Here is a 24,922-nt window from a genome sequence, read left to right as displayed (position 1 = left end):
ATAAAAAACAACCCATAACTTGGCAAGGCCAATCTAGAAATTTTTAAGGTAAGTCACAACACCATATGAAGATGAAGGCCTCTGAAGCCCTGGATCTTTACCTGCTAAGCGAGGAGTTTCAAATTGAAATTGATCAGATAGATCCGGAGAGCGTTGCGGATCTCCGTGAGGTTCCCCTGGAGGTAAGAATAGTCCTCAACAAGAACGGGAGGAGAAGGTTAGTAAACTTAGCCTTCCTTAAAATTGCAGGTGAATGTAACCAGGAGTTCGTGAGGGACTATCTAAATCTAGACTTAAGCTTGAGGGACATTTTTGAGAAACACGGAGTTTACACCGAGCTGGAATATGTAGCCTTAAATTGCCTTCAAATGGTAAAAGACGAGGACGCTCAACGTGCCCTCAAGAGGCTGAAAAACTTTATACTCTCTCGCAAGAGTAAACCCCATGGACTTTGATGTAATAGTAGTAGGCGGAGGAGTTGCAGGAGTTTCTGCAGCCTTGAGGGCATCTGAGCTAGGAAAGTCAGTTGCCCTAGTCGAAAAGGACCAAATAGGAGGGGAGTGCATAAATAGGGCGTGCATCCCATCTAAGACCTTAATAGACGCCGTAAAGATGGTCAGGAAGGTCTATTCATCCTCTTGGATTGCCTCCTCTGCTTCCCTCGATTACACGAAGTTAAACGAGAATAAAATGAGGATAATTTCAGCCATCAAGGAAAAGATGGAGAGGAACCTACATAGAAGGGGCGTCAAGGTAGTTAAGGGAGGAGCAAAGATCGTAGGACAAGGTGAGGTTAGGGTTGGGGAGGATATTATTACTGCAGACAGCCTTGTGATTTCCACTGGATCAGTACCGCTTTCTCTTCCCGACTTTCCGCTGAACGGTAAGAACGTCCTTGACCCGTGGACAGCCATGAACATGAAGGAAATTGGGAAAAGGATAATCATTGTAGGAGGAGGGGTTGCAGGCGTAGAGTTGGCTACCCTTTTCAGATCCTTAGGTAGAGAGGTCACAGTACTGGAGCTAATGCCTCAGCTTCTTCCAGGATTTGATAAGGATATAGCCTCAGCTACGAAGAGAAGGTTAGAGGAGAAAGGAATAAGGGTCTACCTTAACGCCAAGTCCAAGATAGTGAGCGCCGAGGGTGAGGTCAAGTTCTCCGTAAATCTTCCCAACTCATCAGAGGAAATTCATGGGGATCTAGCTGTTGTGACCATAGGTAGGAAGGCAAGTACTGAAAACCTCAACCTAAACGAGATGAAGGTGGAGGTGGACCAAAGAGGTTACATCAAAGTTGACGAGAGGGGGAGAACCAGCAACGGGAAGGTCTTCGCTGCAGGTGACGTTGCAGGAGTTCCATTGTCAGCCACAAAGGCGTGGAGACAGGGGACGGTAGTTGGAGACAACTTGGGAGGCAAGGATACTAAAATGCCGAGGTATATCCCCACCTCAATCTTTGCTGATGTGGAGATAGGGATAGTTGGGAGGACCTTAGACGATTTAAAGAAGATGGGTGTGGAGGGTAAGGAGATAACGGTGGAAATGAAGGATATACCCAGGGCCTGGACTCTCAATGAAACAGAAGGGTTCCTAAAACTTGTCATATCTGGGGACAAGATAGAAGGTGCCCATATGATAGGTGAGGGCGCGACAGAGGTGATAAATACTGTAGCCTTAGCGATGGAGTTAGGTGCCTCCCTAAGGCAACTCTACCCTGTGACCTTCTCCCACCCTACAGTGTCGGAGATAGTTAGCGAGGCTATTCAACGTTTAACTTACGGTGAACTATATTAACTATTTTTCCAATGTTATCAGCAAGACAATGGAAAATCAAAGGGAGAGAAAACAAGTAAAGAAACTGTTTACAGTCCTTTTCCTATCTAGCCGAGGAGGCTACACAAGGCTGAGGCTTATGAGCGCCCTGATGGATTCACCAATGAATGCCAACCAGCTAAGCAATATACTCTCCCTTGACTATAAAACAGTTATTCATCATCTTGAAGTTCTGATGGACAACCAGATAGTCGTGAGGGATGGGGACGGTTACGGTGCTCTTTTCAGACCCAGCAAGTTTTTCCTCACTCATAAGGATCTTTTCCGAGAGGTAACCTCTGATGTCAAGTTTACCAAATCGATGAAGAAAGAACCCTAAACACTCTTAAGTTCTATGCCCCAATACTAATCCCATGAAGAAGGACATTAGGAGAGTGCTGATGCAGACTAAGACCGCTAGGGCTAAACTTAGAGTTTGGCAGAACAGGCTAAACCAGAGATCGGAACAGTATAGAAGACTCTCGTTAGCTAACGCCACAAGGTTCTCTACCTTAGCTGAACAGTACGTAAAGGAGTCGGATCAACTTGATAAAATAGTTTCCTTTCTCAATACGTTGGACGTTCTTTTGGAGATGCTAGAAATTAAGTTGGAGACAGTTTCCTATATAGACTATATACCCAGAGACCTATTGAGTGTAGTCGAGGGACTAAAGGAGTTCTCTAGGTTAACTCCAACGTTAGGTACTGAGTTCTCCATTATCATAGATGAGCTTTACACTGGTTTCTACAACTCCGTGGAGGTTCCCAAAGATGTGAGGATCAAGGCAAAAGAAGAGGCTAAAGGCGTAATCGCTCAGGCGGAGAAAATAGCTAAGGGTAAGACTACTGAGGAACTCAGTACTTAAGCTTAAATAATATATAGCTCTATATATATCATGCAGACTAGGATTACTAGAAAAATACAGTTGACAGGGGGTTCCACCTACATCATTTCATTGCCTAAAGTTTGGGTGAAGGAACTATCCTTAAAGCCCGGAGACGAAGTAGAGTTGATACAAGACAACAACTTCAGACTTCTAATTGTCCCGAGGGGGATCCAACAGGAACCTAAGCAGAATAGGGCTATAGTCTCCTGCGAGAACCTTAGACCTACCTTCGCAGTAAGGGAGTTCATTGCGTACTATATGGCAGGATACAATACTGTTTCCTTGGTTTGCCCCAAGATGAAGGCTGAGGAAAGGGGATTAGTTAAGGACACCGTCAGAAAGAGGTTGCTGGGAGCAGAAGTTATAGAAGAAGACGCCGCTAACCTCACCGTTCAGTTCTTGGTGAACGAGAAGGATCTCCCTATCAGTAGGGCTATCAATAGGGCTGCCATCATAACACAAAACATGCTGAAGGATACGATAGACGCATTAAGGGATGGGGACGTGGAAATAGCCAGAGAAGTCCAGGAGAGAGACGACGAAGTGGACAGATTCTACTTCTACGTTGCAAGACAACTAACTTTGAGTATAACCTCGTTCGAAGTATTGGAGGAGGAAGGGTACAACGCGACTCAAATTGTGGACATTTATTCTGCCATAAAGTCCATAGAGAGAATAGCTGACCACGCAAGTAGGATTTCAAGTTTGATACCTGAGATAGGGAACGGGACTCCCCAAGAACTCCTTAACTTCGGTGACACTGTTTTGGAGGTGTATAGGGAATCAGTTAAGGCTTTCATCAACGGCAAGAGGGAGGTAGCAAACAAGATAATCGATAATGACTATGAGCTAGCTGAGAGGCACAGACAGACCATGAGTATCATATTTAAGTTAAACAGCGACCTGAAGCCGTCCCTTCTTCTAGTCACTGACTCCTTTAGAAGGATAAGCAGATATTCCCTTGACTTAGCTGAGACTACCATAAACCTCCTAGCTAAAACTAAGGTTGAGGACAAATAGGAACAAACACTGATTACTTGAAAAAGTCTTTCAATTAAGATATAAAATTGAAAAAACCATCCTAGTCTCTCTTGTACTTCCCCATCAGTCTTCCAACAGCTATTACGTGACCTTCCATCATATCTCTCAAGTCATCAGCAGTCACCTTCTTCCCAGATTTTATTGATAATTCAGTGTTTAGGGCATATACATTGAAGTAGTACCTATGAAAACCGTGTCCCTTTGGAGGGCAAGGTCCATTATAACCAACCCTGTTGAAGTCATTTACTCCCTGGTATCCATAGGAAGTCTTATCCTTCTTTTCTACTCCTTCAGGTATCTCGTTCATTTTTATGTTATACATTACCCAATGGATGAAAGTTCCACCGGGGGCATCTGGATCCTCAACTATTATGGCGTAGGTTATGGCGCTAGGTACTCTCTCCCACTTCAATGGAGGGGAAACGTCCTTTCCCTCGCACGTGTATTGAGCGGGAATAACTTCCTGATCCTTGAATGCAGATGTTACCAGCATAGAAAACTTTAGGATCCTTTCCTATAAAATCTTTCCAGGAGAAATAATATAGAAGGGCCCTCTCTTTCGTGCGCAACGTCCTCGTATATATGATGGCAGATCTTATCGTGATCAGCGCCGTATGTTGAATACAAGGAACTGAACTACATTTGAAATACCTTGTAAAGAAAACTGGTTCACTCTAGCTTATTGGGGTAGATCTCCTTCTCCACGTGCCCATCTTTGGTTATTTTAGTAACTATTACTCCGGTACCTGTGAACGAGTCCCTCTTGATTGCGGAGAGTACCGCCCTAGCAGCTAGATCCATTGCCTCATCTCCGCTCAAAGTTGGTTTGTAACCGTCTTCCAGTACGCCCATAGCTACTGGAGATCCAGACCCAGTCGCTACATACTTTTCTTCAGTCATGTCTCCAAGATAGTCCAAGTTAAACAGGTTTGGCTTGGTGTCGTATCCTCCCATTAAGATCTGAACCAAGTATGGGAAATACTTTGATTGGGACAAAATATTTGTGAGATACGTAGCCAAAGATTTCACCGTTACTGGTCTGGTACCGGAGATTAAGTTGTAGTGATAAACGTTTTTCATGTAATTATAGATGAACTGGAGGTCAGCTACACTCCCCGCCGTTGTGATTCCTATCCTGTCATCTATGTATAGGATCTTTCTAACCATTTTGTTGGCTACGAAGAACCCAGCGCTAGCCCTCCTATCAGCTGCCAGAACCACAGCGTCCTCTGTTACAAGACCAACAGTTGTGGTTCCTTTAAGTATCTTGATGTTGTCTTTTGAGGGTCTACTCTCGAATTTTGGAAAACCTTCCATTGTAATCCATCTATTAATGGAGGAAGGAATATTTGAAACTTTGTTCTGGTAGTTCTAACCATAAAGAGAACACAGAGGAGCTTGTATGTTAGGATAACAAAGAAAAGTTTAAGTAGATAGCTACAAAAAGAACTCAATGGAGAGCTTAACTGGAACTAGGCGTAAGATTTACTATTACCTGATGAAGCAAAATGGTCCAGTTCCTCTTAGAAGAATACAGAGGGAGTTGGACCTGAGCTCTCCATCACTTGTTCTATACCATCTCAAGAAATTGGAGGAAAACGGCCTAGTCAAGGAGACGACTGAAGGTTATGTAGTGACCAAAGTCATTCTAGCTGACTATATCAAAGTGTTCAACGTGTTAGTACCAAGATCAGCCTTCTTGGTGTCCTTCTTGATAGCGTCTCTTGCCCTCCTCTGGATAATCAACCTAATCAATCCTTATGTAGTTTCATTGTTCGCGTCGGTGGTCATTGCTATACCCACGGGGATTTTCATAGTTGATGTTGTAAAGAAATACAACGAAATTAGAGTTTAAGTTCAACAGAGCGATCTCCTTTCCCTTGATGCAAGGAAATGAAACTGGGCAATCTCCTCGTTTCGAATAATTGATCTAGTACTTTATCGTATAATAGAACAAAATTGAGATTATAATAGCATCAATGATAGCCATGGTCAATGAAGGGTAAACATAAATTGGGTTTCTATCATTGCTCCACATCATGAAAGAGAATGAATAGGTAACGTTCTGTGCAACCATGAGAATTGCCAGTGCAGTGAAAATCAGTAAGATTCTTCCACCGAACGTTGACCTTAGTCTAGCGAACTCGGCCAGTATTATGGCCGATAATAGTCCTGCAAAAATTGAAAGTCCTATGGAGATATACCAAATTTCAAACATTGATTCTATCGATATCTTGATCATAAGAGTAGAATAATAAGTGTTTACCCAAATTCCGAAAGTTTGATGAAAGTACGGCGAATCTCGTCCTTAGGGCGGAGAGGAGGTCAGTTCAAATAAGAGTTCGCAATGAAAGTTTTATCAACAAATCTCCTCTTCCCTCTACGTTTCAATCTCTGGGGAAAGTTTAAACTATTTAAACCTGAATACACTATGGACTGACATGGACAAGAGGATTAAGGTAATAGTAGCTAAGCTTGGATTAGACGGTCACGATAGGGGAGCTAAGGTAATCGCAAGAGCGTTAAAGGATGCCGGGATGGAGGTAGTATACACGGGCTTGCGTCAGACCCCCGACCAAATAGTAAGGACGGCAATACAGGAGGATGCTGATGTTATAGGGATAAGTATCCTCAGTGGGGCTCACCTTGAGCTTGTCCCTAGGATAGTTGAAGCCATGAATAGGGCAGGGCTGAAAGACGTAGGGTTAGTAGTAGGCGGTGTGATACCACCGGAGGACGTGCCAAAGCTGAAACAGATGGGCGTAGACGAAGTTTTCCTTCCCGGTTCTAGCCTGAAAGACGTGGTGAATAAGGTTACTTCAGTTGCCACGACTAAGAGAGGTTTAAAGGTTGAGCAGTGAGCTTCTAGAGAGAGCTCTAAAAGGGGATGAGATTTCCATCTCCAAGGTCTTAACTAACATTGAGTACACTACTAATGAGGGGATGGAATACTTAGGGGTGCTAACCCAGCTCTCGGGGAAAGCCCATACAATAGGAATAACGGGCATACCAGGAGCAGGTAAGAGCACTCTGATTTCGGCCCTTATAGAATCCTATGCGTCCTCGGGGCACAGGGTAGGGGTTATAATGATAGACCCTTCCAGCCCCATATCCATGGGCTCGTTTATGGGAAACAGAATAAGGATGCAGGACAAGAGCCTCTTGAGTAACGTGTTCATAAGGAGCATAGCCTCTAGAGGGCATCTGGGAGGTTTTTCCTCAGAGGCTGTGATGCTGATCGAGGCTATGGACGGGTTGGGCTTTGACAGGATAATAGTGGAGACCGTGGGTGCAGGTCAAACTGACACTGACGTAATGGAGAGCACTCATACTGTTGCCGTGCTCGTGATTCCGGGTACGGGAGACGAAATCCAGGCTCTCAAAGCGGGAATAATGGAAATAGGCGACATTTACGTTATTAACAAAGCCGACAAACCTGAAGCTGATGCCGTGTACGACGCGGTTAAGTTCGTAATAGATAGTTCTGAAATTATGTTTAGAGACTCGTGGAGGCCTCAGATCCTAAAGGTTAGCGCACTGAAGAAAACTGGTATTCAAGAGCTAGTCTCCTCATTCGAGAGTCACGCTGAATTCCTGAAGGAGAACGGTCTATTTATGAAAAGAGTTGAGAGGAGGAGGATGAAGATGGTTGAGCTCCTTCTGAGGAGGAAAGTGAACGAGACAATTTCTAAGGTGATAGAGGCTGAATCCAATAACATTACCCAAAAGCTATCTGAAGGTAAGGTGAAGGAACTTATATACCAACTCAGTCAGTCACTAAAGGGAAAGATCTAGTTATTTGGGAACTATCCCCTTTCTCTTCATCTCCCTCACTACAAGCTCTCCAATCCTCGTTGGTCCGTAGTACTTGTGGTGCGTTCTGGTCTCCTTTTTGGGCTTGGATTTTCTCTCTCCAAATTTTATTATCTTTGCATTCTTTTCTTCCAAAAGCCCCATCCTTACTAGAACTTCGAGCTTTTCACCTACCTCTTCCAAGGTACGTTTGGTCAGTTTAGCGTAGGTTAGGGCATGGTCTGCGTTGAGTTCGTCAGCAAGTCTGACTAGATCCCTCGCCAAATCATCCGTCCTGAGGTAATCTATGTAAGCCTCAATTATATCCTTCTCCGTGACGTATCTTAGGAGATGATCGCCATCTCTAGATAAAGTATAGTATGTATGGTGTTTGTGAACTTCGGAGCTTAACTTAAACTTCGCCTCAGTGTTTTTCAAGGTTGCTCCCTTAACCCTCTCTATCAGCCCCAGTTTCTCTAGCTTATCGAGCACTTCCACAACCTCTTGGATCGGGATCTTCGTGTTCAACATTATGGATTTCCCATAGTCAACGTTGGCTTTTTTTAGATGCTGAAGTACCATTAGATAACGTTTATCCTCCACTAGAACCTTAAGGTATCTCTCCAACTCAGGTTCCACAGCTATCACCCATAAATTTCCTCTTAGGTAAAAACCGGTAGATCTTTTCTGAAAATTTCAAGGTTTTCGACCCTAGATTCCCACAAGTGTTCAACTCCACTAGTTATATGTGCAAGGATGCGACGTTCAAGTTTTCGGTCAAGCAGAGTAGCTCTAGGTTCCTGTCCAGGCACAACTGAATTTAGATAGCGCAACCTTACCTCAGAGTAGTTTAACCCAGTTTCTCTCAATCTGGTTCGCCTTTTGTGTACTCCAGTTTTCAGGACGTGCAGTTATTGTCCAATCACCTTAAAGTCTTTAAGAACGATATAACTTCCCTGTTGAAGCCCTCAGGGTCGTCCAAGTAACAGGCATGTTGGTTACCAATTATCTTTAGTTCAGCAGACTTGACTAGCTTAGTAAACTTAACGGCGTTTTCCACAGGAGAAACCGAGTCTTCCTTCCCCCATATTAATAGTATCTTCTTTCCGTTTAGCTTTGACAGCTCCTTCTCTACCTCTGGAATTCCTACAGCTCCAATGAGTATTAAGGCCTTTACTTCCCTTTTCAGGGAATATCTCAGAGCGACCCTGCCAGCCATGGAGGGTCCTAACAGCACTGGATCCCTCACGCCAAGGACACTTATTAGGTCCTCAAGGAAATCGCCAAGGTCGTTCCAAGTTCCCTTTTCTGATTTTCCGTATCCAGGGAAGTCCACAGCCGTGGCTCCTATTCCCTCTTCCTCCAGTCTCCTAAGCGTCCCCACCTGTTCCCAGGTATCAGCTGTAAACCTCGCTCCATGAAGTAACATAACTTCTGAGCCCAATCCGTTGGTCAAAGTCCTTATTTTATGCCCACGGACATTCACGAAGGACTCGATTGCCATGTCCAAATGTGATATTTTGGAAGCTTTAAAGTTTTTGAACTTTTTTACAAATTAAAGTTATATTCATTTTATTAATGCGACAATTAGTTAAATTTTTTTGAAATAAAGTTTTTTAACTTTCATGGGATACACTTAGTTGGATCGACTATGAATAAGGTACTTGTATTAGGAGGAAGGTTCGGAGGTTTAACTGCAGCGTATACTGCAAAGAGGTTACTTGGAAGCAAGGCTGAAGTTAAGTTAATGAACCAGGACAGGCTTACCTACTTTAGACCAGCCCTGCCTCACGTAGCTATCGGGGTCAGGGATGTGGAGGAGCTAAAAATAGACCTGTCTACAGCTCTCCCCGAGAAGGGGATAAACTTTGCCCAGGGGAAGGTTGAGAAGATAGACGCGCAATCAAGGACAGTGTACTACAAAAAACCAGACGGTAGTTTAGGTGAGGAAGAGTACGACTACCTCATGGTTGGCATAGGAGCTCACCTAGGAACCGAGTTGATTAAGGGGTGGGATCAGTTCGGCTACAGCGTATGCGAGCCAGAGTTCGCTGTAAAACTGAGGGACAGGTTGAAGGACTTTAAGGGAGGGCACATTACCATAGGCTCAGGTCCCTTCTACCAGGGAAAGAACCCTAAGCCCAAGGTTCCTGAGAACTTCGTTCCTCAGGCTGACTCAGCATGTGAGGGACCGGTCTTTGAGATGTCACTAATGCTACACGGCTACTTTACTAGGAAAGGGATGTGGGACAAGGTCAAAATTACGGTATACTCCCCAGGAGAGTACTTGTCAGACCTCTCTTCAGCCTCCAGGAAGGCTGTGGCTGAGATTTACAAGGGGTTGGGGATAGAGCTAGTTCATAATTTCAGGTTAAAGGAGCTAAGGGAGAAGGAGATCGTGGACGAAAAGGGAAATAAACTGGAGTCTGACCTAAGCATTCTACTACCACCTTACACTGGAAACCCGGCTTTGAAGGCTTCAACCAAGGACCTTGTAGATGATGGCGGCTTCATTCCTACAGATTTAAACATGCAGTCTATAAAATATGATAACATTTACGCAGTGGGCGACTCCAATTCCCTTACGGTGCCTAAGCTAGGCTACTTAGCTGTTCAAACCGGAAGAGTGGCTGCCCAGCATCTAGCTACTAGGTTGGGGGTAAACACCAAGGTAGAATCTTACTATCCCACTATTGTCTGTGTGGCTGATAACCCGCTGGAAGGGTATGCAGTGTCCGTGAAAGACGATACATGGTATGGAGGTCAAGTCTCTGTAGCTCAGCCAGCTGCTGTCAACCACCTTAAGAAGGAACTCTTCACGAAGTACTTCATGTGGACAAAGGGAGACATGGTGCTGGAAAAATTCCTAGGTAGTTGGTGAACTCAATGGAGAGCATGGAAGGCCAGTTCATCGACAGATTGCTAGCTTCTGACAACTTAATCACTGTTAACAAGGTACTTAACTTGTTAAACACTTTGGATAAGATGGGCATAATAGACGTTCTTAATGGGGCTCTTCAGGACGAGGAGATGATCAGTAAGTTATTGGGCTCAGTTATAAACGACGATACTCTCTCCGTGATAGCCCAATGGGATAACCTGAAGGAGAGCATTAAGGGTTTAATGAGCCTATTAGACCCAGAGACAATCTCCTCACTGAAGGGAGTCCTAGAGATTGTGAAAGACTTGCAAAGTTCGGGGATACTGGATCCCATAAAGGGACTTTTAAAGGACGAGGAGACATTAGGCAAAATAATGTCAGCTTTGGTTAACGACTTCACATTGAACCTCATGGCCAACTGGAATAATATCACAAAGGACTTAAGCTCATTAAATCTAGAGAATTTAAAGTATTACACTGTCTTAGTTAATGAGATAGGTGAAGCCATAAAGTCTGAGACCGTCAAACCTGTGGGTCTAAGTGGCCTCCTGTCTGCCATGAGGGATCCTGAGGTACAGAAGGGGCTTGGCCTTGTTATATCGATTTTGAGGCACATTGGGAAGCACTACAAGAGCGAAAAAAGCTAACTACCTTTATGCTGTTCCTGAACATATCATTTGCAGCGTAACCCAAAAACCTTTAGCAACGTATCCATTTGTGGTAACAGGGATTAGAACTGAAGAGACAAGTTACTCATGAGATTTTCCCCTCATCGAGAAGGGATTCTAGTAATTAAACTAGTTTTTCTTCCAATTCCTTTCTAGACAAGACAGGGATTAAGTCTGCACAGTTCAAGAGGACATGTGAGGCTTTTTCCCTCACCGTCTTTCCATCTCCTTGAGGATATAATCCAAGACTTCATCATTTTTGGAAGTAATTGGCTCCAGAGGAAACCCCTTAGGCTTTATATACTTGAAAGCAGCCTCTGCCTTAATTATCCAAGGTGGGATGGAGTTCAGCTCCAGGAATCTCTTATATTCCGATCCACTGAATACATAGGCCTTTGAAGGTACTACAGTAACAACTACGTCTACCTGCGATGATGAAGGTGACGGTGACGCCGCGTTATTGTAGGACTCAATCATGACATGTTCGTTCTCGTTTAGAACCCTTTGGACGAGAGGGTCAACTAGGTAGCCCGAATCAAGTATTAGGTTCCAAGCTTCATTTTCGGATATTGCCACTGGTTTAAAAGTGGAGATGAGCCTGCCCAAAATTTCCTTTAGAGACTCAGGGACTAAGTTCACGGGTCCTAGAAAATAGGCCGTGGAGTCTTGAGTTCTTAGTCTAAAGAGAACGGGGTACCCTCTCTCCATCATGGAACTGTAAAGCGGGAAGTTCCATTCCAATAAATCTAGATTTATTGGAAAGAGTAGGGCTGAAAAGGGGTTTATCAAACTAATCTCCCTTTTGGTCACATCATAATAGGAAAGTGCATCGTTCCCTACCAAGACATTGAGATCAAGGCTCCTCAATAAGGTTGAGAAGCTATACCAGGCGTTGTGCCCCGCTACGGGTTTCATTGGGACAACGTTAACCCCAACCTCAATTAACCTAGAGAGCAGGGTCAACCCGAACCTGGTCTTCCCGGAGTCGTAGGGAAGTCCTCCATTGATTAGCACTTTCATGTTAAACCCCCTCAATTGAGATTAAGGCTATAGGATAAAATTGCTCTTGATTAACGGGACGTAAATGAACGCATAAAAGGTAGTTCAAAATCGATTGAGGAGCCTTTCCAGAAGTAAGGTTTTAGGTTTTAACCTTCGAGGGTTATAATTGCTGTACCGATTGCATCACGCTACGAGCACTCAACGGAAGTCTTTCTTCGGTTCCTGCTTTCGTCATATGCTCTGTTGGTCCATATACTACATCGTGACCTATACGTACAAATTCAGATTTCAGTTGACGTTCATGTTAGCAAAAAGTTACAAAGATAAAAGATAAAAACTCAAATATCTAAGAACGCTCGCTATTATAGGGTGTAACGCATTCCAGTTGACAGGTCCATTCTTTTAAAGAGAGCCCTCGAGGTAGTGGACTCAGGTAACCAAAGCAATGTCACCTTGAGGTTAATTGGCGGTGCTGCTGTAGCAGCCATAGCTCCTGAAGGTTCCAAGCTCTACCCTAGAACCTATAAGGATGCCGATTACTTTGGTTTGTCGTCTCAAAGGAAGATGATTATCGAACTATTAGAGAAGCTCGGCATGCAACCAGATAAGAGGTTTAACGCGTTGCACGGCTACAACAGGCTCTTGTTTTACGATCCGGTTTTGGGTACTAACGTTGATATATTTCTAGACGAGTTTGTAATGTGTCACAAGCTTGATTTGAGGGGGAGATTGAGTATATATTCTCCTTCAATTCCGCCATCAGATCTACTCCTAACAAAGATGCAGATAATTAATTTAACTGAGAACGATAAAAAAGACATTGCTGCACTGCTCTACGAGTTCAGGGTGACGAATAGAGATTACGATAAGGAGCTCAATGGAGACTATATTGCGGAGCTTCTCTCGGATGACTGGGGTTTCTACAAAACTTTCTCTATAAACTACGGGAGAATGAAAGAGTTTCTGTCCAATGATTTGGGGAAGGTTGCCTCAGATAAGCTTTCAGAATTAATACAGAGGATCGAATCTCACCCTAAGTCAATGAAATGGAAGCTTAGAGCTAAGGTTGGAGAAAAGGTGAAGTGGTACGAGGAGCCAGAGGAGGTTAAACCTGCGGGGGGCGGGATTTGAACCCGCGCAGGACTACTCCAGTAGGGCCTAAGCCTACCCCCTTTGGCCTAGCTCGGGCACCCCCGCACACTACTCACTTAGCAGATTTCTTTTAAAAAACTAGTCTCTTATGGTCTCGAGGATAGATACGACGTTCCATATCGATATTCTGGTTTGGGAAGGCATGTTGGGGTCCTGACTGATCTCGTCAAGAATCGAGGTAGCGTTGGCCGCTCTCACGGCCGGACTCAATGATGGATCTTGGAGATTTCTTATCGCATCGCTTGCAGCCCTACGAATGTTCCTGGGGACACTCGTATCATTTACTACCTTCTGCAGGAGAACTATTGCTTGCTTAATCTTGGCTTCGTTGTCATAAAGAGTCGCCAACATTTTCACCCACTATATTTTTTTAAGTTACCAATTTTAGGTTTATGTAGACTTGTATGTCGTCAGAACAGAGCGTGAAAAAGGCTGCCGAGCTCCTTAAACAAGGTGCGACAATGCTGAGCGAGGCATGCCCCCTATGTAATAGCCCACTCTACAAATTGAGAAACGGAGAGATCGTGTGTCCAGTTCACGGTAGAGTGATATTAGCCAAGGACGAAGAGGAGGAGAGGAAATTCCAACGGGAGTTGCTACTTGACTCCGCAGAGAAGATATTGGTCGAGTCCTTGAATGGCGTCGTAGAGAAGCTTAAAAATGATCCAATGGATTCGGAGGTTATCATGCAGGTAATCAGATACTTAGATTCCTTAGAGAGGTTGAAAAGGATCCGAGAATCAAGTCCAGAGAAGCAGTAACTAACTCCTCCAATGGTCTAGTCCCGTCCAAGACATGAAAGCCCTCCTTCTTAGCTAGCCTCAGATACCTCTCTCTCACTTCCCCGAGAGACCTCAATTTTTCCTCAAAGTTCATCGAATCTCTTTTCCTGCTTAACCTCTCCCATGCTACATCCAGAGGTACGTCCAAAAGGATAGTGAGGTTAGGTCTAGGAAAGACGGAGTTTAAGGAGATCAACCATTCCTCCTGAACGCGTACACCTTGATAGGCAATCGTAGAATAATAATATCTATCAGTGATTATTATCTCAGCGTCCTGTTCCATCATCCACCTTACGTGGATTTCCCTATCTGCTGAGAAGAGAAGAGCTAGGAGTACTTGATCTTTCCAGCCGTACTTTTCCAAAAGGTTCAGAATATCCTGCGTGAAGGGTTCGCTAGTGAGAACCACCTTGTATTTCCTTGAAAGCTTCTCATGGAGAGCCCTAGCTAAAGTAGTCTTCCCAGACCCATCTATTCCCTCTATGGCTATCAGTTTCACTATGTAATCATTGTTGACAAGGGCTTTAACTATATTGCCATATCAAGTTTAGCGTCCAGGTTCAGTGATGCAAACCTTCGCGGTTAGGCTTTAAAGTTCACATTGATCTTCAACCACTATGAAACAAATTATTGTAGCTAATGTGACTCCTTTCGGAGAGAAGGGAGAGGTAGATCTAGAAGCTCTCAAGACCTTATACAATTTTGATAGGACCAAAGGCATGAGAGAATTTTGGGTGATGGGAAGCACTGGGGAATGTAAACTGTTGTCGTATGACGAAAAAATCTCCATAGCCAGGACGTCCATTGAAGCGTTAGGATCAGGTGCCATTCTGGGAGTGAATGAGAACTCCATAGAGAGAACAGTGAAACTTGCTAAGGAATTCGTTGACATGGGAGCGTCTTCTCTTTTCTCTTTACCTCCACTATATCACAGACCGTCAGAATTGGGAGTACTGAAGTTCTACGAGGCGATTTCTAAATTGGGCGTTCCAGTCTACGTTTACAACATACCTGACTACGTTGGTTATACTGTTGGTATAAACGTTACCAAAAAATTAGCCGCTGAGGGCATCATCCAGGGAATGAAGTATACCACCAACAATATGGTATCCTTCTTGGAGTACCTCAAAGTAAAGGAGGATGTTAAGCATTTCAAACTATTTATGGGAACTGAGCATCTGATATTACCGTCCTTAATGTACGGTGGAGACGGGGTTGTCACTGCAGTCGCTAACTTTGCACCTGAGTTAGTAAAGGACATCGTAGATTCATTTGAAAGTGGGAACTGGTCACAGGCTATGGAGTCTCAAAGGAAAGTCTCTAAATTAGCCTTCGTCATCTCGGCCGGAGACTACCCAGCAGGCGTAAAAATTGCCTTGAGGTATAGGGGCGTTTATACTGGAAGGGTCAGGGAACCCCTGCAGGAAAACATTAATATCGAAGGGGACATATATGCGACCCTAAAGGAGTTTGGTCTTTAAGTGATGAAATCGATGTAGGATGAGCAGTGAAGAAATTATTCCCGTCTGACGTCGAGATCCTTTTTGACCCCAGATCAATTAACGTGGGCAAAGCTAGGACACAACAACCTCAACGTATACAGTTCTGCAAGAATCCCATACTGGTATCCAAAGTGTGCCAGGAGGGACGTTCCTCAAGGTCAGCGTCACGTTGAGGTAGACGTTTCCCTGAACTACATTCTCTTGGATCTGATCTACAGAATAGAAGCCGTTATCGCCCACTATATGAACAAACCCGCCTGGCCCTAAGCCTATGGTGAATGTTAAAGTGGAATTAGGTGAGGCGTAGATTTCCCTGGGAGACACATTTAGGGTACTTTCATGGCAGAATATCGTACTATAAAACCCCATGCCTTCCCTCATCGTATCATTCAGGGAAAAGTTATACGTGCCCTCAAATCCCATGGCTGGGTAGAACACTATTTTGTGTTGATTGTCCAATGATATGCCCGTTTCGAGGTCCTCTCTCTGAAACCTATCGTGGAAAGGATAAAATGACATACTCCCTATGAGGATGGAGACATAGGCGAGACTCAATGCCATAACTACACCAGCAACAATCAGTAAGCCCGTTCTCACAAGATACTTCCGCCCGCCAGAAGTTATATACTTATTCCGAATCCGCTCCTGCAAAACACGAAAATAAGTAAAATTTTTATAATGAAGAGCGAAACAAGGCGAGTTCATGACATACCTCCCATTCTAGGGTTAGTGTAGCACATGGGGGATGGGCACTATCGTGTCCCGGTCCCACAGACTTCAGATGTCCAGCCCATCTTTGTTGAGGATAAGTCACTTGTACAGCCAGAAGCTTCCTAGTCTGGGTTAAGGTATGAGTTTGATAAAAACCCTATTCTTTCAACGACAAAATATTACAATTGATGAAAGCCTCGCCTTTTAGGGCTGGGAGGAGTCAGAAGAAAGTCACAATCTAATCTCATTGCCCTCTTCTGTGATAGAGACAAAACCTAAAATGTAGTCATCAAAGCTCTCTAGGGGTGTCATTATCTTCGTGTCTTCAGCTATTCTCATCAGCCCTGCTCCAACTATCTTATCTTCCTTTAAGAGTCCAACTAGAAGTCCGTTGAGCAAATGTGCGGGGTAACAGAAGGGGGATCTCATACCTGTCCTCCTGCCGTCGAGAGAGACTGAAACAAGCGAACTCTTGGAGAAATACCTTTTGTAAAGGGCTTGTCTATTTTTAATCCTAGCTTCCCGTGTCTTCTGCAGATCCAGTGGTACCTTCCTTACCAGAACTATCCTGTCCTGGTATTCCTCAGGCATACGGTTCAACAACTCATTGTCCATTACCAGAATATATTCTGGTTCCAGGATCTCAATCAGCTTGACCTTGTGCTTGAACCCGGACTTGCTTATCCAGCCATCAGTGTCCACTATCAAGTTATTATCCCACGCTAACTTAACCGACAGGTCTAGATGTCTCTGTGGATACCTAGACGGAGAGATGTCTCCAAAAAACTCAGCCTGAGTGAAGTTCAATTCGTTATCAAGCCATAATTTACCTCCTCCAAATTTTGAGATAAATGCTGGGAGAAACAGGCTAGATTGTCCCACATCCAAATCTACAAATGAGAAACCTTCAGCGATGTTGTATATTAGTTTGGAGAGATAAGTTTTGCCTGAATCTGAGCCTCCAATCACTAAAACTCTTCCTCCAGTCTCGGCAACAACTTCAGCAAGACCATCCCAACCTAGCGACTTCACCTTTGCCACCACCTTACAGTCTCCCTCGACCTCTCCCCGATCCTCCGAATGGACTGTGAAGGTAGAGGGACCTTTAATTTCGTACTCTAAGCTCTTCAATCCCAGGATCTGGACGTCTCCCTTTAATACCCTTAACTTACAAGGTCCTCTGAGTATTAGATCTTGATCCCTGCTCACCATCATAAAGTAGACCTAAGAGCTATCTTATAGGCAGCCCTCAAATCCCTATCTCTGATGTCCACGTACGGGCTTCTGCCACTTGTCTTGCTCTCATCCACCATCTTTGCGTATGGAAAAATCTTCCTTAGATACTGGAAAGCCTTTTTTCCTGTCTCATTTCCTGCTCCAACGCCTAGATAGACCCTCTTGTGAGGATAATTCAAGAGCACATCTTCTATGTACTCAGCCACGGCCTCCAACCCGACCTCCCTACTCTCCATGAGCTTGCCATCAGCTATTACCGCAACTGTCAGTCTTTCCTTGTTTGTATCTATCCCGATCAGGAGTTCATCAAACCTCTCCTTCCCCAGACTTTTTAAGTAGATCCTACTGACCGCGTTGGATAGGTTAGACACCCGGTCAAGGACTACATCTCCCATACCGTGATCAGTCACCTTCACGGATTCTTCTCCCTGAGAGATCTCGAAGCCAAGTTCCTTAAGCTTAAGGTAAAGTTGTGAGAAAAGTTTGGGGTTCTCCACCTCAAGGAGTACCTTTTTATTTTTCACAATTTTTAATATTAGACAGTGGGATATAAACATTTATCAATAAGCAGTTTCCTCTTTCAGAGGGGCCGTTTCGTTTCGCTCTTTGGGATGGCAGGTTCAGGGAAAACTGCTTTATCTCTCCAGGTACTGAGAGAGGTTGGGAGAGGGATATATCTGTCCACATCTGGGGTTAGTTATGAAGGTAGAGTTAGAGGGAAATGGGACTCGCTCTTTGTGAACGTAAACAGTCCGTTTGAACTTTTCAGCGCAGTGGTCGAGTCTCCGGGCAAACTACCAAGAATTGTAGTTGTAGATTCCGTAAACAGGTTCTTCAGGATGGACAGAAAGCATAGACCCCTTCTCATGACCCTCAACCTTTTGAAGTCAACCCCAGGAAAAGTCCTGTTGACCTGGGACATGTCCATTAACAATAGGGTCAGTGGACACAAGATTATGCTCTACTACTCTGAAGACGTCTTCAGGACTACAGGGAGATATTTAATCGGAAACAACGTAAAATGCAAATTCAAGATAAAATCAGACGGTGTGGAAGGATGTATTACATCGTGAGTGAGTTACTGCTAGGACTGATCTATTACATACCAGCTTTCGTTGCCAATGGTTCAGGCCCACTGGTGAAGAACGGGACACCCATCGACTTCAGGAGAAATTTCGTGGATGGAAGAAGAATTTTAGGGGATGGCAAGACCTTCGAGGGCCTCTTAATGGCAATTACGTATGGCACTACCGTGGGAGTTGCATTATCCTTCTTCTTCGGATACCCCTGGATTTTAATATCCTTTGGGGAAGCATTGGGTGCAATGGTTGGGGACATGATAGGGGCTTTCATAAAGAGAAGATTAAACATACCAAGAGGTGGAAGGGCTCTCGGTTTGGATCAATTAGACTTTGTTTTAGGTTCTACACTATTTGGGATTCTCACAGGTCTGAGGGTTAGCCTGATTCAGTTTCTATTTGTAGCTCTAATAGCCTTTCTGGCCCACGTTGTAAGTAACGCAATTGCGTTTCGATTAAAAATAAAAAGCGTACCGTGGTAGATAGTTCATGGTAAATTCGCAGAGAACGTTGTCTCAAATTCTTTCTACATATATTACTATTATTCTAATGGTAATATTGCTGGTGGGGATAGCAGGGGTGTTGGCTATTCCTTACTACATATCGCCGATTACCTATTCGCAGGGTGGACCGAGCAATGGGGGTTACCTCGTACTTGGGCTCATTCTGCTTGGTATGATGCTGGCAGGAGTGTACTTTCTTGAGAGAAAACAGGTTGAAATAGGGGCGTTTACCATCATTTTTGCAGTCATGATTTTATCCATACTAATTTGGGAGCTATATGGAGTGTCCAACGTAAACAATATAATCCATAACATATGAGAATATCTCAACCTTTCCATGAGCTTAGGTGGTTTTCTTCGAATATCTATGCCATAAGGTTTCGTCGTTCCTTCTTATCTCCAGAACCCTGTGGAGCGGAATTACGTTCCCATCCTTTAGGTAAAGATAATGTCTATCGACAGCCTCTAGGTCTGTAAAGGGGATCTCGGCTACAACTTTAACCCTATCTCTCACCACTATGGTGAAACTTTTTAAGTCCTCACCAGACCAGATGACCCTATTTATGGCGTCTCTGATCATGAGTTAAGTTCCTATAACCAACTAAAAACTTTCTCGCCATGACTGGAAAGCTTCATGAGCCATGAACTCGCTGGATTAAAAAGTGTTTTTGGTCTGGAGTTCAGAAAAGCCCATAACGAGAAGGAAAAACCATCTCGCAAGAGCATCAGAAGAGATGGTATAGCGTCCTTCTAGATGAGCTAGGGAAAGCCTGCGGAAACGTTATTTGAGTCCTTGGGGAAAAAGAGTCTCTTAACTAATTTAATTCCAGATTCTGGAGATGTTTGAAATTTGTGAAAGGGAGGGAGGCAGTTCTTCTCATGCGTTAACTATATTTAGTCCAGAGAGATTTCGTAATCCCATGGAAACAATAAAGGTAAAGCTTTCCAGTGGAAAAGAAATTAGTATAGATGAAAACGCTGTAGCCATCCTAAACAAATACGCTAGGACGATGCTAACTCTAGAGGAGTTAGCAAGAGAACTTAACTTGGCGAGCTGGGAGGAAGCTTACGAGTTAATAAATTCTGTTCCATCATGGATATTGTGGACCCCCTTGGAGATTTACAAAAGGAGCTAAGTGACTTTCTTATAACACTCAGAACTAACTTCGTAAATTAGACCACTTTTCTTCATATCCCCTATGATCTTCTCAGCGCTCCCCCTTTCGACCCCTTCTCTCTCCGACTCTCTTATTACATCCTTCAACTTAGCGCATCCCTTCTCCGATGAAATCTGGTCTATTATCTCGATTATCTTCACCATTCTCTCTCTAGCGCTCTTGGGTTTCCCCGTCATTATGGTATCAATGTCTAGGGTTCCAGACTCAACGTCTATACCGACCCTCTCCAGGAATATCCTCATTATGTTTATCGCTCTCTCGGCATCGTCCTTCCCTGCTTCCTCCTTTAGGGCCATTCTAGCGTAGGCTTCAGTGATCCTAATAAGGGCCTCCAATTGTCTTGGAGTAATTAGTATGGGCGTGTTGGGATTTTCGCTACTTTTCTTCCTCATTTCGACATAGAAGTCCCCTAGAAGCTTCTTCGCCTCATTATTTAACTTAGGGCTTATGTATTTTCTAGCAAACGCTATATATTTTTTCAAATCTTCCGTAGATATGAAGTTTCTAAGCTGTTTACCTCCGTGCATGTCCAGTATGTGACTTGCGAGGTTCTGATCCTCTGTTCCAGGTTTGTCCACTAGGATGAAAATTAAATCAAATCTGGACAGTATAGTGGGTGGTAGGTCTATATTCTCAGCCACGCCCCTCTCTTGAATATACCTTCCAAACTTGGGATTTCCAGCAGCTATTATGGTCGCTCTGGCGTTGAGTTTGGCAAGTATCCCGGCCTTGGCTATGGATACGGTTTGTTGTTCCATTGCCTCGTGTATGGCTACCCTGTCTTCATCACGCATCTTGTCAATTTCGTCTATTACTGCCACTCCGCCGTCGGCTAGGACTAGGGCTCCAGCTTCTAGGTAATAGTCTCCGCTATTCTTTTCCCTAACTACCGCGGCAGTAAGTCCTGCTGCTGTTGCACCCTTTCCAGTAGTGTATACTGATCGTGGGGAGGTCCTCGCTGCGAACTGCAAAATTTGAGACTTTGCGGTACCTGGATCGCCAATAATAAGTACGTGAATGTCTCCCCTTGTTCTTGTGCCATCTTCCATAATCCTAGATACCCCTCCAAAGAGGGCCAGCGCTATCGCCTCCTTGATCTCCCAATGGTTGTAGATTGAAGGGGCTATGGAAGATATGATCTGCTCCCTCACCCAAGGGTGTTTAGCCATATCCTGGATTTTCTTTTTATCTTCATCAGTTATTTCCACTTCATCAAGGACTTTCTGGGATATTTCTACGCTCATTACTTTCAAGTAGATGTCGAAGATCGATCTGCTACCCTTTCTTAAGAAGGAGTCCTGCTTAATCGTCAAAATTCCGGTAAATCTTACCCTATCCCCTGGTCTAGCTGAGTCCACAAGATCGTCCTCAAATACTGCCTCGAGTTGTCTGGGAATTTGCCCTGGGGGAACCTCCTCCGGTCTCTCCTGTATTATGACCCTTTGCCAGTCAACCAATTCAGCCTTCTGCGGTACTACGTCGAATTGCCCAGGTTTTCCACACACCGGACAAAGGGCAGGCATCTTTATTGTATCTTCCATTTCTTCATTTTCTGGCCACTTGAATTCCTCATTGCACTCAGGGTGCACATGTTTTAACACTATTCTGAAAGCCCTCTCCTTTATTGGGGTCTGTTTGGTGAGAATTCCCTCAACTGCAACTATCTTGTTAATTTCACTGCTTCTAATTTTCCTTAGTTCCACTAACTTGGGAACGTTCACGAGGCGTAGGTGCACCTTCTGGACTTCAGATACGAAACTAGGGTCTGAGCCCTCTATTACTCGAATTATCCTCTCCTCAAGGGTTGGAAGCACGGTAAGGGGATTATTAATGAGCTCTGTAGCCAACTTCTCGTCAAATTGGTACAGGTCGTTAAAATCCACTACAAGGCTCTTCTTCCTAAAGGCTATCATTTCGTTAATCTGTTGGACATACTTCAGGTTTCCACTCTCGTCCCTCCTTGTCCTAAGGAACTCCTCGAATCTCTCAACTATTTCAACCGATTGTGTTTCCACCAATATCACCGTTGATAATTTCTAAGTTCTTCTTAAGCTCTAAAAATATCAAATTCTCCTCTGGGGTCAGCTTGCTTAAAATGGTTTGGTCCCCTACGTTTAGACTGGCTAGCTGTATAATTTTTCTCAGTCTAATCCTCACCACCTCGTTTATCATATAGGAGATTTTGTTGAGACGTTCCACCTCCTGAATACTTTTACCCTTTGTAAGCTCGCTCAAAGTAGCCTTAGCTCTCATGTAGAAGTCCCACGGTAATTGCACGAGTGAACCCGGTACTGTTGAGTTTTGCTTCTCTTGATACAGGTACTTGGATATCTCTTCAATGGAAATCGGGGAGGGAGAGACGTAACCCTCTTGTTCTAAGATTTCAGTGAGCCAGATCGGAATTTCAGCTTGACTACCCTTGATCAATTTGACCTCTTCATGCCCCAGATCAATGGTAATTCCGTCATCGATAACGTCCACCTTTTTTTTCTTAGCTCTCACTAGCCTCTTCAAAGCCTTATACTTAACAGTGAGCAATTTCTCCAGCCTTAACTGATATTCTACTATTCTACTAAATTAAAGGATAGCGGTTCATGCCAGGGAAGCAGATTCCCCTGCCGGTTCCATAACCGCTATCTATACCAGGCCCATAAAACGAGGGACGCTATATGCTGATCTCTCTCGGACTCAATCAAGATTCTCTTATATCCATTTCTTAATCCACATGTTAAGGATCTGAAAAGTGTAGGGCTTCAACTCGGAATTGTTATGTATCTTTCTACTAACCTAGAAAGATAGGGGTGATTCTTCGCTTTTCCTAAGGCCAGTTCAGTTGAATGAAGTCCCATTGCAGGTCCGTAACTCCAACCCAGTCTGCATGCTCCGGTAGCAATAACTATCTTCCCCTTTCTTCCAAGGATAGGAAACCCATCGGGAGAACACGGTCTAAACCCCATACTCTTCTCTATTATTTTATTTATTTTAACGAAATTTGAAACTTTTTCGAGAACAAAGTCTCCTCTCCAGTTGTCGCTGAAGTCGGCTGAGAATCCCCCAGTGACCTTCACGTGATCTGACAATGGGGAGACCGCAACTCCTTCATCTACCGTGACGAAGGCCTTATCGATCTTGGACTCCCCTTGAATCCAATAGCCATATCCCTTAAACGCAGTTAGGGGCATAGGGAAAATTTGGTTCATCCAGATCCCGTTGGATACCACGATCACGTCGCTTTCTTTCCCATCTACTTTGCCTTTTTGCAGATCCAGGGAAGCCCGCTTTTTAATTATCCTCACTTTCCTGAATTCCAACTCATGGAGAATCCTCCTCACGAATTTCTCTGTCTCAATCCTACTTAGTTCAGGGAAGAATATCCCCCCTGCAAACCCAGGGACGTCCACTATCTCGTGCTTGGGGCGAAAAGGGCTAGATCTCTCCTCCTTGGCTCCCTGCTCCAGCTGTTCTTTACTTGTATAGAGCTCCAGCAACCCATCTTCCCTGTAACCAAAGTCGTTTCTTTCACTGGCCATTTCCTTGTAAAACTTTAGAGAAAACTCAGCCATCTCCCTCATGATATTCCAAGCGTCTGGAGGAGGTTCTTTGTTCAGAGACAAGAGTAGCTCCCTTAGCCATAGTTTGTTCACCTGTCTAACCTCTGTGACCCCTCTCCTCATGTACTTTACCATTTTCGCGAGCATAGAAGTTGTGTTGATTTTGTCAAACCTGTAAGGCTCTATGAGCCCAGCGGCATGGACGGAGTAAGATCCAGGGTCAGGATCATATAGGGTTACGTCAGCCTCTTCAGACAAGAAGTAAGCTGACATTAGACCAACTATTCCGCCACCTACAACGCTTACGTCCAACCAAACTCACCCAGAATCTTTTTTGCTCTCCTAGAGGCCAACGAATCTTTCTCGGTCATCTCTACCAAATATTGAAAATTCTGCTTAACCTGTTCCTCGTCCAGTATACCTCTTTCCATCAGGATCCTTACCTTACTCCACGCCAATATTCTGACTCCAACTTTCTTGCTCCTCAAGAATTCTATCAGCCTGGATCCATCATTCCTCTCCACAATGCCCATCTCAATCAAAGTTGGGAGGAGGTTCCATGCCTTCTTTCTAACTGTTGGAAAGTAGCTTCTCAATAACCTCCAAAAGTGTGGAGTTAATTTAGATAATTGACCACTATCCACGAGACCAAGGGATAGAGCCTCCTTGGCGTGTTGCCACGCAGTGAGTTTAATCCTATCCGAGCTGGACGAAAATGCCTTCTCGATACCGGTTACCCCAACGGTTTTGTAGACCTGAAGGTGTTCCCAGGCGGATTCCCTCACCCCCTGTAACGGATACCACAGCAAAGATCTGAAATATAGCCTGTACTTACGCAAATCTTTTCCGCTTTCTATCAATTTCTGGAGTTCATGCCAAGCCTTCGCCCTCCTTTCAGTGTCTGGGCTCTTGAGGTCGCCAAGGTTCAAGCTATCCACCTGATGCAGTTTGAAATACCGTCAGCCTATCTCCGTCCTTTACTACTTCGTCTTCAAGCAATGGAACTCCGTCCCTAAGTACCACGCTGCCCTGAACTGTTAGCCCCAGTTTCTTTACCAACGCTCTCACTGTGAGCTCCTTGTCCAGCTCAATAGTCCTCTCCTTTTTGTCCCTAGGAAGATAAACCAGTACCTTCACTCTATCAC

At 44.3% G+C, this 24,922-nt stretch carries 34 protein-coding genes and 1 tRNA gene; 17 read left to right on the top strand and 18 right to left on the bottom strand.

The window, feature by feature from the left end; genetic code table 11:
- Positions 1-71: 71 nt before the first annotated feature.
- From GWK48_RS03700 to GWK48_RS03680, 5 genes are read left to right on the top strand one after another with little or no spacing between them, the layout of a single operon-like run.
- Positions 72-455 (top strand): hypothetical protein, encoded by a 384-nt coding sequence (locus GWK48_RS03700; protein ID WP_174629706.1) that lies wholly within the window; start codon positions 72-74, stop codon positions 453-455.
- Entirely contained in the window at positions 445-1,794 is a 1,350-nt protein-coding gene (locus GWK48_RS03695; protein WP_174629704.1) for a dihydrolipoyl dehydrogenase family protein, read from the top strand. The genes GWK48_RS03700 and GWK48_RS03695 overlap by 11 nt, the downstream gene beginning before the upstream one ends.
- A 28-nt stretch (positions 1,795-1,822) precedes the next feature.
- Complete coding sequence (locus tag GWK48_RS03690) at positions 1,823-2,152, top strand: winged helix-turn-helix domain-containing protein (protein WP_174629702.1); 330 nt, start codon at positions 1,823-1,825, stop codon at positions 2,150-2,152.
- Positions 2,153-2,186: 34 nt separating this feature from the next.
- Positions 2,187-2,678 carry a cell division protein CdvB3 gene (gene cdvB3, locus GWK48_RS03685; RefSeq protein ID WP_174629700.1) on the top strand — a complete coding sequence of 164 codons (492 nt, stop codon included), beginning with the start codon at positions 2,187-2,189 and terminating at the stop codon, positions 2,676-2,678.
- A 30-nt stretch (positions 2,679-2,708) separates the two neighbouring features.
- Complete coding sequence (locus GWK48_RS03680) at positions 2,709-3,719, top strand: phosphate uptake regulator PhoU (protein WP_174629698.1); 1,011 nt, start codon at positions 2,709-2,711, stop codon at positions 3,717-3,719.
- A gap of 61 nt (positions 3,720-3,780) precedes the next feature.
- Here GWK48_RS03680 and GWK48_RS03675 read toward each other — a convergent pair whose 3' ends face one another.
- A complete protein-coding gene (locus GWK48_RS03675; RefSeq protein WP_174629696.1) occupies positions 3,781-4,233 on the bottom strand; it encodes a YbhB/YbcL family Raf kinase inhibitor-like protein in 453 nt (150 codons plus the stop codon).
- A gap of 176 nt (positions 4,234-4,409) precedes the next feature.
- Positions 4,410-5,057 (bottom strand): archaeal proteasome endopeptidase complex subunit beta, encoded by a 648-nt coding sequence (gene psmB, locus GWK48_RS03670; RefSeq protein WP_174629694.1) that lies wholly within the window; start codon positions 5,055-5,057, stop codon positions 4,410-4,412.
- Positions 5,058-5,193: 136 nt separating this feature from the next.
- Between psmB and GWK48_RS03665 the strand changes: the two genes are divergently transcribed.
- Positions 5,194-5,595 carry a winged helix-turn-helix domain-containing protein gene (locus GWK48_RS03665; RefSeq protein WP_174629692.1) on the top strand — a complete coding sequence of 134 codons (402 nt, stop codon included), beginning with the start codon at positions 5,194-5,196 and terminating at the stop codon, positions 5,593-5,595.
- A 75-nt stretch (positions 5,596-5,670) separates the two neighbouring features.
- On the opposite strand, the gene GWK48_RS03660 is transcribed toward GWK48_RS03665, so the two are convergent.
- On the bottom strand, positions 5,671-5,982 hold the full coding sequence (locus GWK48_RS03660) for a hypothetical protein (protein ID WP_246263893.1): 312 nt from the start codon (positions 5,980-5,982) through the stop codon (positions 5,671-5,673).
- A 199-nt stretch (positions 5,983-6,181) separates the two neighbouring features.
- Between GWK48_RS03660 and GWK48_RS03655 the strand changes: the two genes are divergently transcribed.
- Positions 6,182-6,601 (top strand): cobalamin B12-binding domain-containing protein, encoded by a 420-nt coding sequence (locus tag GWK48_RS03655; RefSeq protein WP_174629690.1) that lies wholly within the window; start codon positions 6,182-6,184, stop codon positions 6,599-6,601.
- Positions 6,591-7,535: a methylmalonyl Co-A mutase-associated GTPase MeaB gene (gene meaB / locus GWK48_RS03650; protein WP_174629688.1), complete on the top strand. Its 945-nt coding sequence runs from the start codon at positions 6,591-6,593 to the stop codon at positions 7,533-7,535. The genes GWK48_RS03655 and meaB overlap by 11 nt, the downstream gene beginning before the upstream one ends.
- Here meaB and GWK48_RS03645 read toward each other — a convergent pair whose 3' ends face one another.
- Together GWK48_RS03645 and GWK48_RS03640 are read right to left on the bottom strand one after the other, a co-directional pair.
- Positions 7,536-8,177: a DUF2250 domain-containing protein gene (locus GWK48_RS03645; protein ID WP_174632508.1), complete on the bottom strand. Its 642-nt coding sequence runs from the start codon at positions 8,175-8,177 to the stop codon at positions 7,536-7,538.
- A gap of 277 nt (positions 8,178-8,454) precedes the next feature.
- Positions 8,455-9,036 (bottom strand): alpha/beta fold hydrolase, encoded by a 582-nt coding sequence (locus GWK48_RS03640; RefSeq protein ID WP_174629686.1) that lies wholly within the window; start codon positions 9,034-9,036, stop codon positions 8,455-8,457.
- 147 nt (positions 9,037-9,183) lie between these two features.
- Here GWK48_RS03640 and GWK48_RS03635 point away from each other — a divergent pair, with 147 nt between their 5' ends.
- Positions 9,184-10,413 (top strand): NAD(P)/FAD-dependent oxidoreductase, encoded by a 1,230-nt coding sequence (locus GWK48_RS03635; protein ID WP_174629684.1) that lies wholly within the window; start codon positions 9,184-9,186, stop codon positions 10,411-10,413.
- A 5-nt stretch (positions 10,414-10,418) separates the two neighbouring features.
- On the top strand, positions 10,419-11,060 hold the full coding sequence (locus GWK48_RS03630; protein WP_246263892.1) for a helical membrane plugin domain-containing protein: 642 nt from the start codon (positions 10,419-10,421) through the stop codon (positions 11,058-11,060).
- A gap of 231 nt (positions 11,061-11,291) precedes the next feature.
- On the opposite strand, the gene GWK48_RS03625 is transcribed toward GWK48_RS03630, so the two are convergent.
- A complete protein-coding gene (locus GWK48_RS03625; protein ID WP_174629682.1) occupies positions 11,292-12,101 on the bottom strand; it encodes an ATPase in 810 nt (269 codons plus the stop codon).
- Between the two features lie 360 nt (positions 12,102-12,461).
- Between GWK48_RS03625 and GWK48_RS03620 the strand changes: the two genes are divergently transcribed.
- Positions 12,462-13,214 (top strand): hypothetical protein, encoded by a 753-nt coding sequence (locus tag GWK48_RS03620; protein WP_425487491.1) that lies wholly within the window; start codon positions 12,462-12,464, stop codon positions 13,212-13,214.
- Here the strand turns inward: GWK48_RS03620 and GWK48_RS03615 are convergent.
- Both GWK48_RS03615 and GWK48_RS03610 read right to left on the bottom strand, forming a co-directional pair.
- Positions 13,196-13,280, bottom strand: a tRNA-Leu gene (locus GWK48_RS03615). The genes GWK48_RS03620 and GWK48_RS03615 overlap by 19 nt on opposite strands.
- A 33-nt stretch (positions 13,281-13,313) precedes the next feature.
- Positions 13,314-13,583: a stationary phase-response protein gene (locus GWK48_RS03610; protein WP_174632502.1), complete on the bottom strand. Its 270-nt coding sequence runs from the start codon at positions 13,581-13,583 to the stop codon at positions 13,314-13,316.
- A gap of 56 nt (positions 13,584-13,639) precedes the next feature.
- Between GWK48_RS03610 and GWK48_RS03605 the strand changes: the two genes are divergently transcribed.
- Complete coding sequence (locus GWK48_RS03605; protein WP_174629680.1) at positions 13,640-13,996, top strand: Sjogren's syndrome/scleroderma autoantigen 1 family protein; 357 nt, start codon at positions 13,640-13,642, stop codon at positions 13,994-13,996.
- Here GWK48_RS03605 and tmk read toward each other — a convergent pair.
- The gene (gene tmk, locus GWK48_RS03600) at positions 13,932-14,519 is read right to left on the bottom strand and encodes a dTMP kinase (protein WP_174632500.1); all 588 of its coding nucleotides are present in this window, start codon (positions 14,517-14,519) and stop codon (positions 13,932-13,934) included. The two genes, GWK48_RS03605 and tmk, sit on opposite strands and share 65 nt — an antisense overlap.
- Before the next feature lie 115 nt (positions 14,520-14,634).
- Between tmk and GWK48_RS03595 the strand changes: the two genes are divergently transcribed.
- Complete coding sequence (locus tag GWK48_RS03595) at positions 14,635-15,498, top strand: dihydrodipicolinate synthase family protein (protein ID WP_174629678.1); 864 nt, start codon at positions 14,635-14,637, stop codon at positions 15,496-15,498.
- A 93-nt stretch (positions 15,499-15,591) separates the two neighbouring features.
- Here GWK48_RS03595 and GWK48_RS03590 read toward each other — a convergent pair whose 3' ends face one another.
- The 3 genes from GWK48_RS03590 to GWK48_RS03580 form a co-directional block, all read right to left on the bottom strand.
- Positions 15,592-16,116, bottom strand: coding sequence for a hypothetical protein (locus GWK48_RS03590; RefSeq protein ID WP_246263890.1), 525 nt, complete (start codon positions 16,114-16,116; stop codon positions 15,592-15,594).
- Positions 16,117-16,461: 345 nt separating this feature from the next.
- Entirely contained in the window at positions 16,462-17,445 is a 984-nt protein-coding gene (locus GWK48_RS03585) for a Clp1/GlmU family protein (protein WP_174629676.1), read from the bottom strand.
- The gene (locus tag GWK48_RS03580) at positions 17,442-17,990 is read right to left on the bottom strand and encodes a hypothetical protein (protein WP_174629674.1); all 549 of its coding nucleotides are present in this window, start codon (positions 17,988-17,990) and stop codon (positions 17,442-17,444) included. The genes GWK48_RS03585 and GWK48_RS03580 overlap by 4 nt, the downstream gene beginning before the upstream one ends.
- Positions 17,991-18,008: 18 nt before the next feature.
- On the opposite strand from GWK48_RS03580, the gene GWK48_RS03575 reads away from it, so the two are divergent.
- Genes GWK48_RS03575 through GWK48_RS03565 form a run of 3 tightly spaced genes read left to right on the top strand, consistent with a single transcriptional unit; the run spans position 18,009 to position 19,367 of the window.
- On the top strand, positions 18,009-18,539 hold the full coding sequence (locus GWK48_RS03575; RefSeq protein ID WP_174629672.1) for a P-loop NTPase family protein: 531 nt from the start codon (positions 18,009-18,011) through the stop codon (positions 18,537-18,539).
- Complete coding sequence (locus tag GWK48_RS03570; protein WP_174629671.1) at positions 18,524-19,027, top strand: CDP-2,3-bis-(O-geranylgeranyl)-sn-glycerol synthase; 504 nt, start codon at positions 18,524-18,526, stop codon at positions 19,025-19,027. Before GWK48_RS03575 ends, GWK48_RS03570 begins: the two co-directional genes overlap by 16 nt.
- Before the next feature lie 7 nt (positions 19,028-19,034).
- A complete protein-coding gene (locus GWK48_RS03565; protein ID WP_174629669.1) occupies positions 19,035-19,367 on the top strand; it encodes a hypothetical protein in 333 nt (110 codons plus the stop codon).
- Positions 19,368-19,391: 24 nt separating this feature from the next.
- Here GWK48_RS03565 and GWK48_RS03560 read toward each other — a convergent pair whose 3' ends face one another.
- Entirely contained in the window at positions 19,392-19,628 is a 237-nt protein-coding gene (locus tag GWK48_RS03560) for a DUF504 domain-containing protein (RefSeq protein WP_174629667.1), read from the bottom strand.
- Positions 19,629-19,968: 340 nt separating this feature from the next.
- Between GWK48_RS03560 and GWK48_RS03555 the strand changes: the two genes are divergently transcribed.
- A complete protein-coding gene (locus GWK48_RS03555) occupies positions 19,969-20,184 on the top strand; it encodes a hypothetical protein (protein ID WP_174629665.1) in 216 nt (71 codons plus the stop codon).
- Here the strand turns inward: GWK48_RS03555 and mcm are convergent.
- The 5 genes from mcm to GWK48_RS03530 all read right to left on the bottom strand — a co-directional run bounded on the left by mcm (position 20,181) and on the right by GWK48_RS03530 (position 24,914).
- A complete protein-coding gene (gene mcm, locus GWK48_RS03550; protein WP_174632497.1) occupies positions 20,181-22,247 on the bottom strand; it encodes a minichromosome maintenance protein MCM in 2,067 nt (688 codons plus the stop codon). The genes GWK48_RS03555 and mcm overlap by 4 nt on opposite strands.
- Positions 22,222-22,764, bottom strand: coding sequence for a DNA replication protein Gins23 (gins23, locus tag GWK48_RS03545; RefSeq protein ID WP_174629663.1), 543 nt, complete (start codon positions 22,762-22,764; stop codon positions 22,222-22,224). Before gins23 ends, mcm begins: the two co-directional genes overlap by 26 nt.
- A gap of 215 nt (positions 22,765-22,979) precedes the next feature.
- On the bottom strand, positions 22,980-24,089 hold the full coding sequence (locus tag GWK48_RS03540; RefSeq protein ID WP_174629661.1) for an FAD-dependent oxidoreductase: 1,110 nt from the start codon (positions 24,087-24,089) through the stop codon (positions 22,980-22,982).
- The gene (locus GWK48_RS03535; protein WP_174629660.1) at positions 24,080-24,715 is read right to left on the bottom strand and encodes a hypothetical protein; all 636 of its coding nucleotides are present in this window, start codon (positions 24,713-24,715) and stop codon (positions 24,080-24,082) included. Before GWK48_RS03535 ends, GWK48_RS03540 begins: the two co-directional genes overlap by 10 nt.
- Positions 24,708-24,914, bottom strand: coding sequence for a MoaD/ThiS family protein (locus tag GWK48_RS03530; RefSeq protein WP_174629658.1), 207 nt, complete (start codon positions 24,912-24,914; stop codon positions 24,708-24,710). Before GWK48_RS03530 ends, GWK48_RS03535 begins: the two co-directional genes overlap by 8 nt.
- Positions 24,915-24,922: the final 8 nt, after the last annotated feature.

Source organism: Metallosphaera tengchongensis (assembly GCF_013343295.1).
In the GTDB taxonomy this organism is placed as follows: domain Archaea; phylum Thermoproteota; class Thermoprotei_A; order Sulfolobales; family Sulfolobaceae; genus Metallosphaera; species Metallosphaera tengchongensis.
Note: the sequence above shows the minus strand (reverse complement) of the source record. Positions and strands in the feature narration are given on the sequence as shown.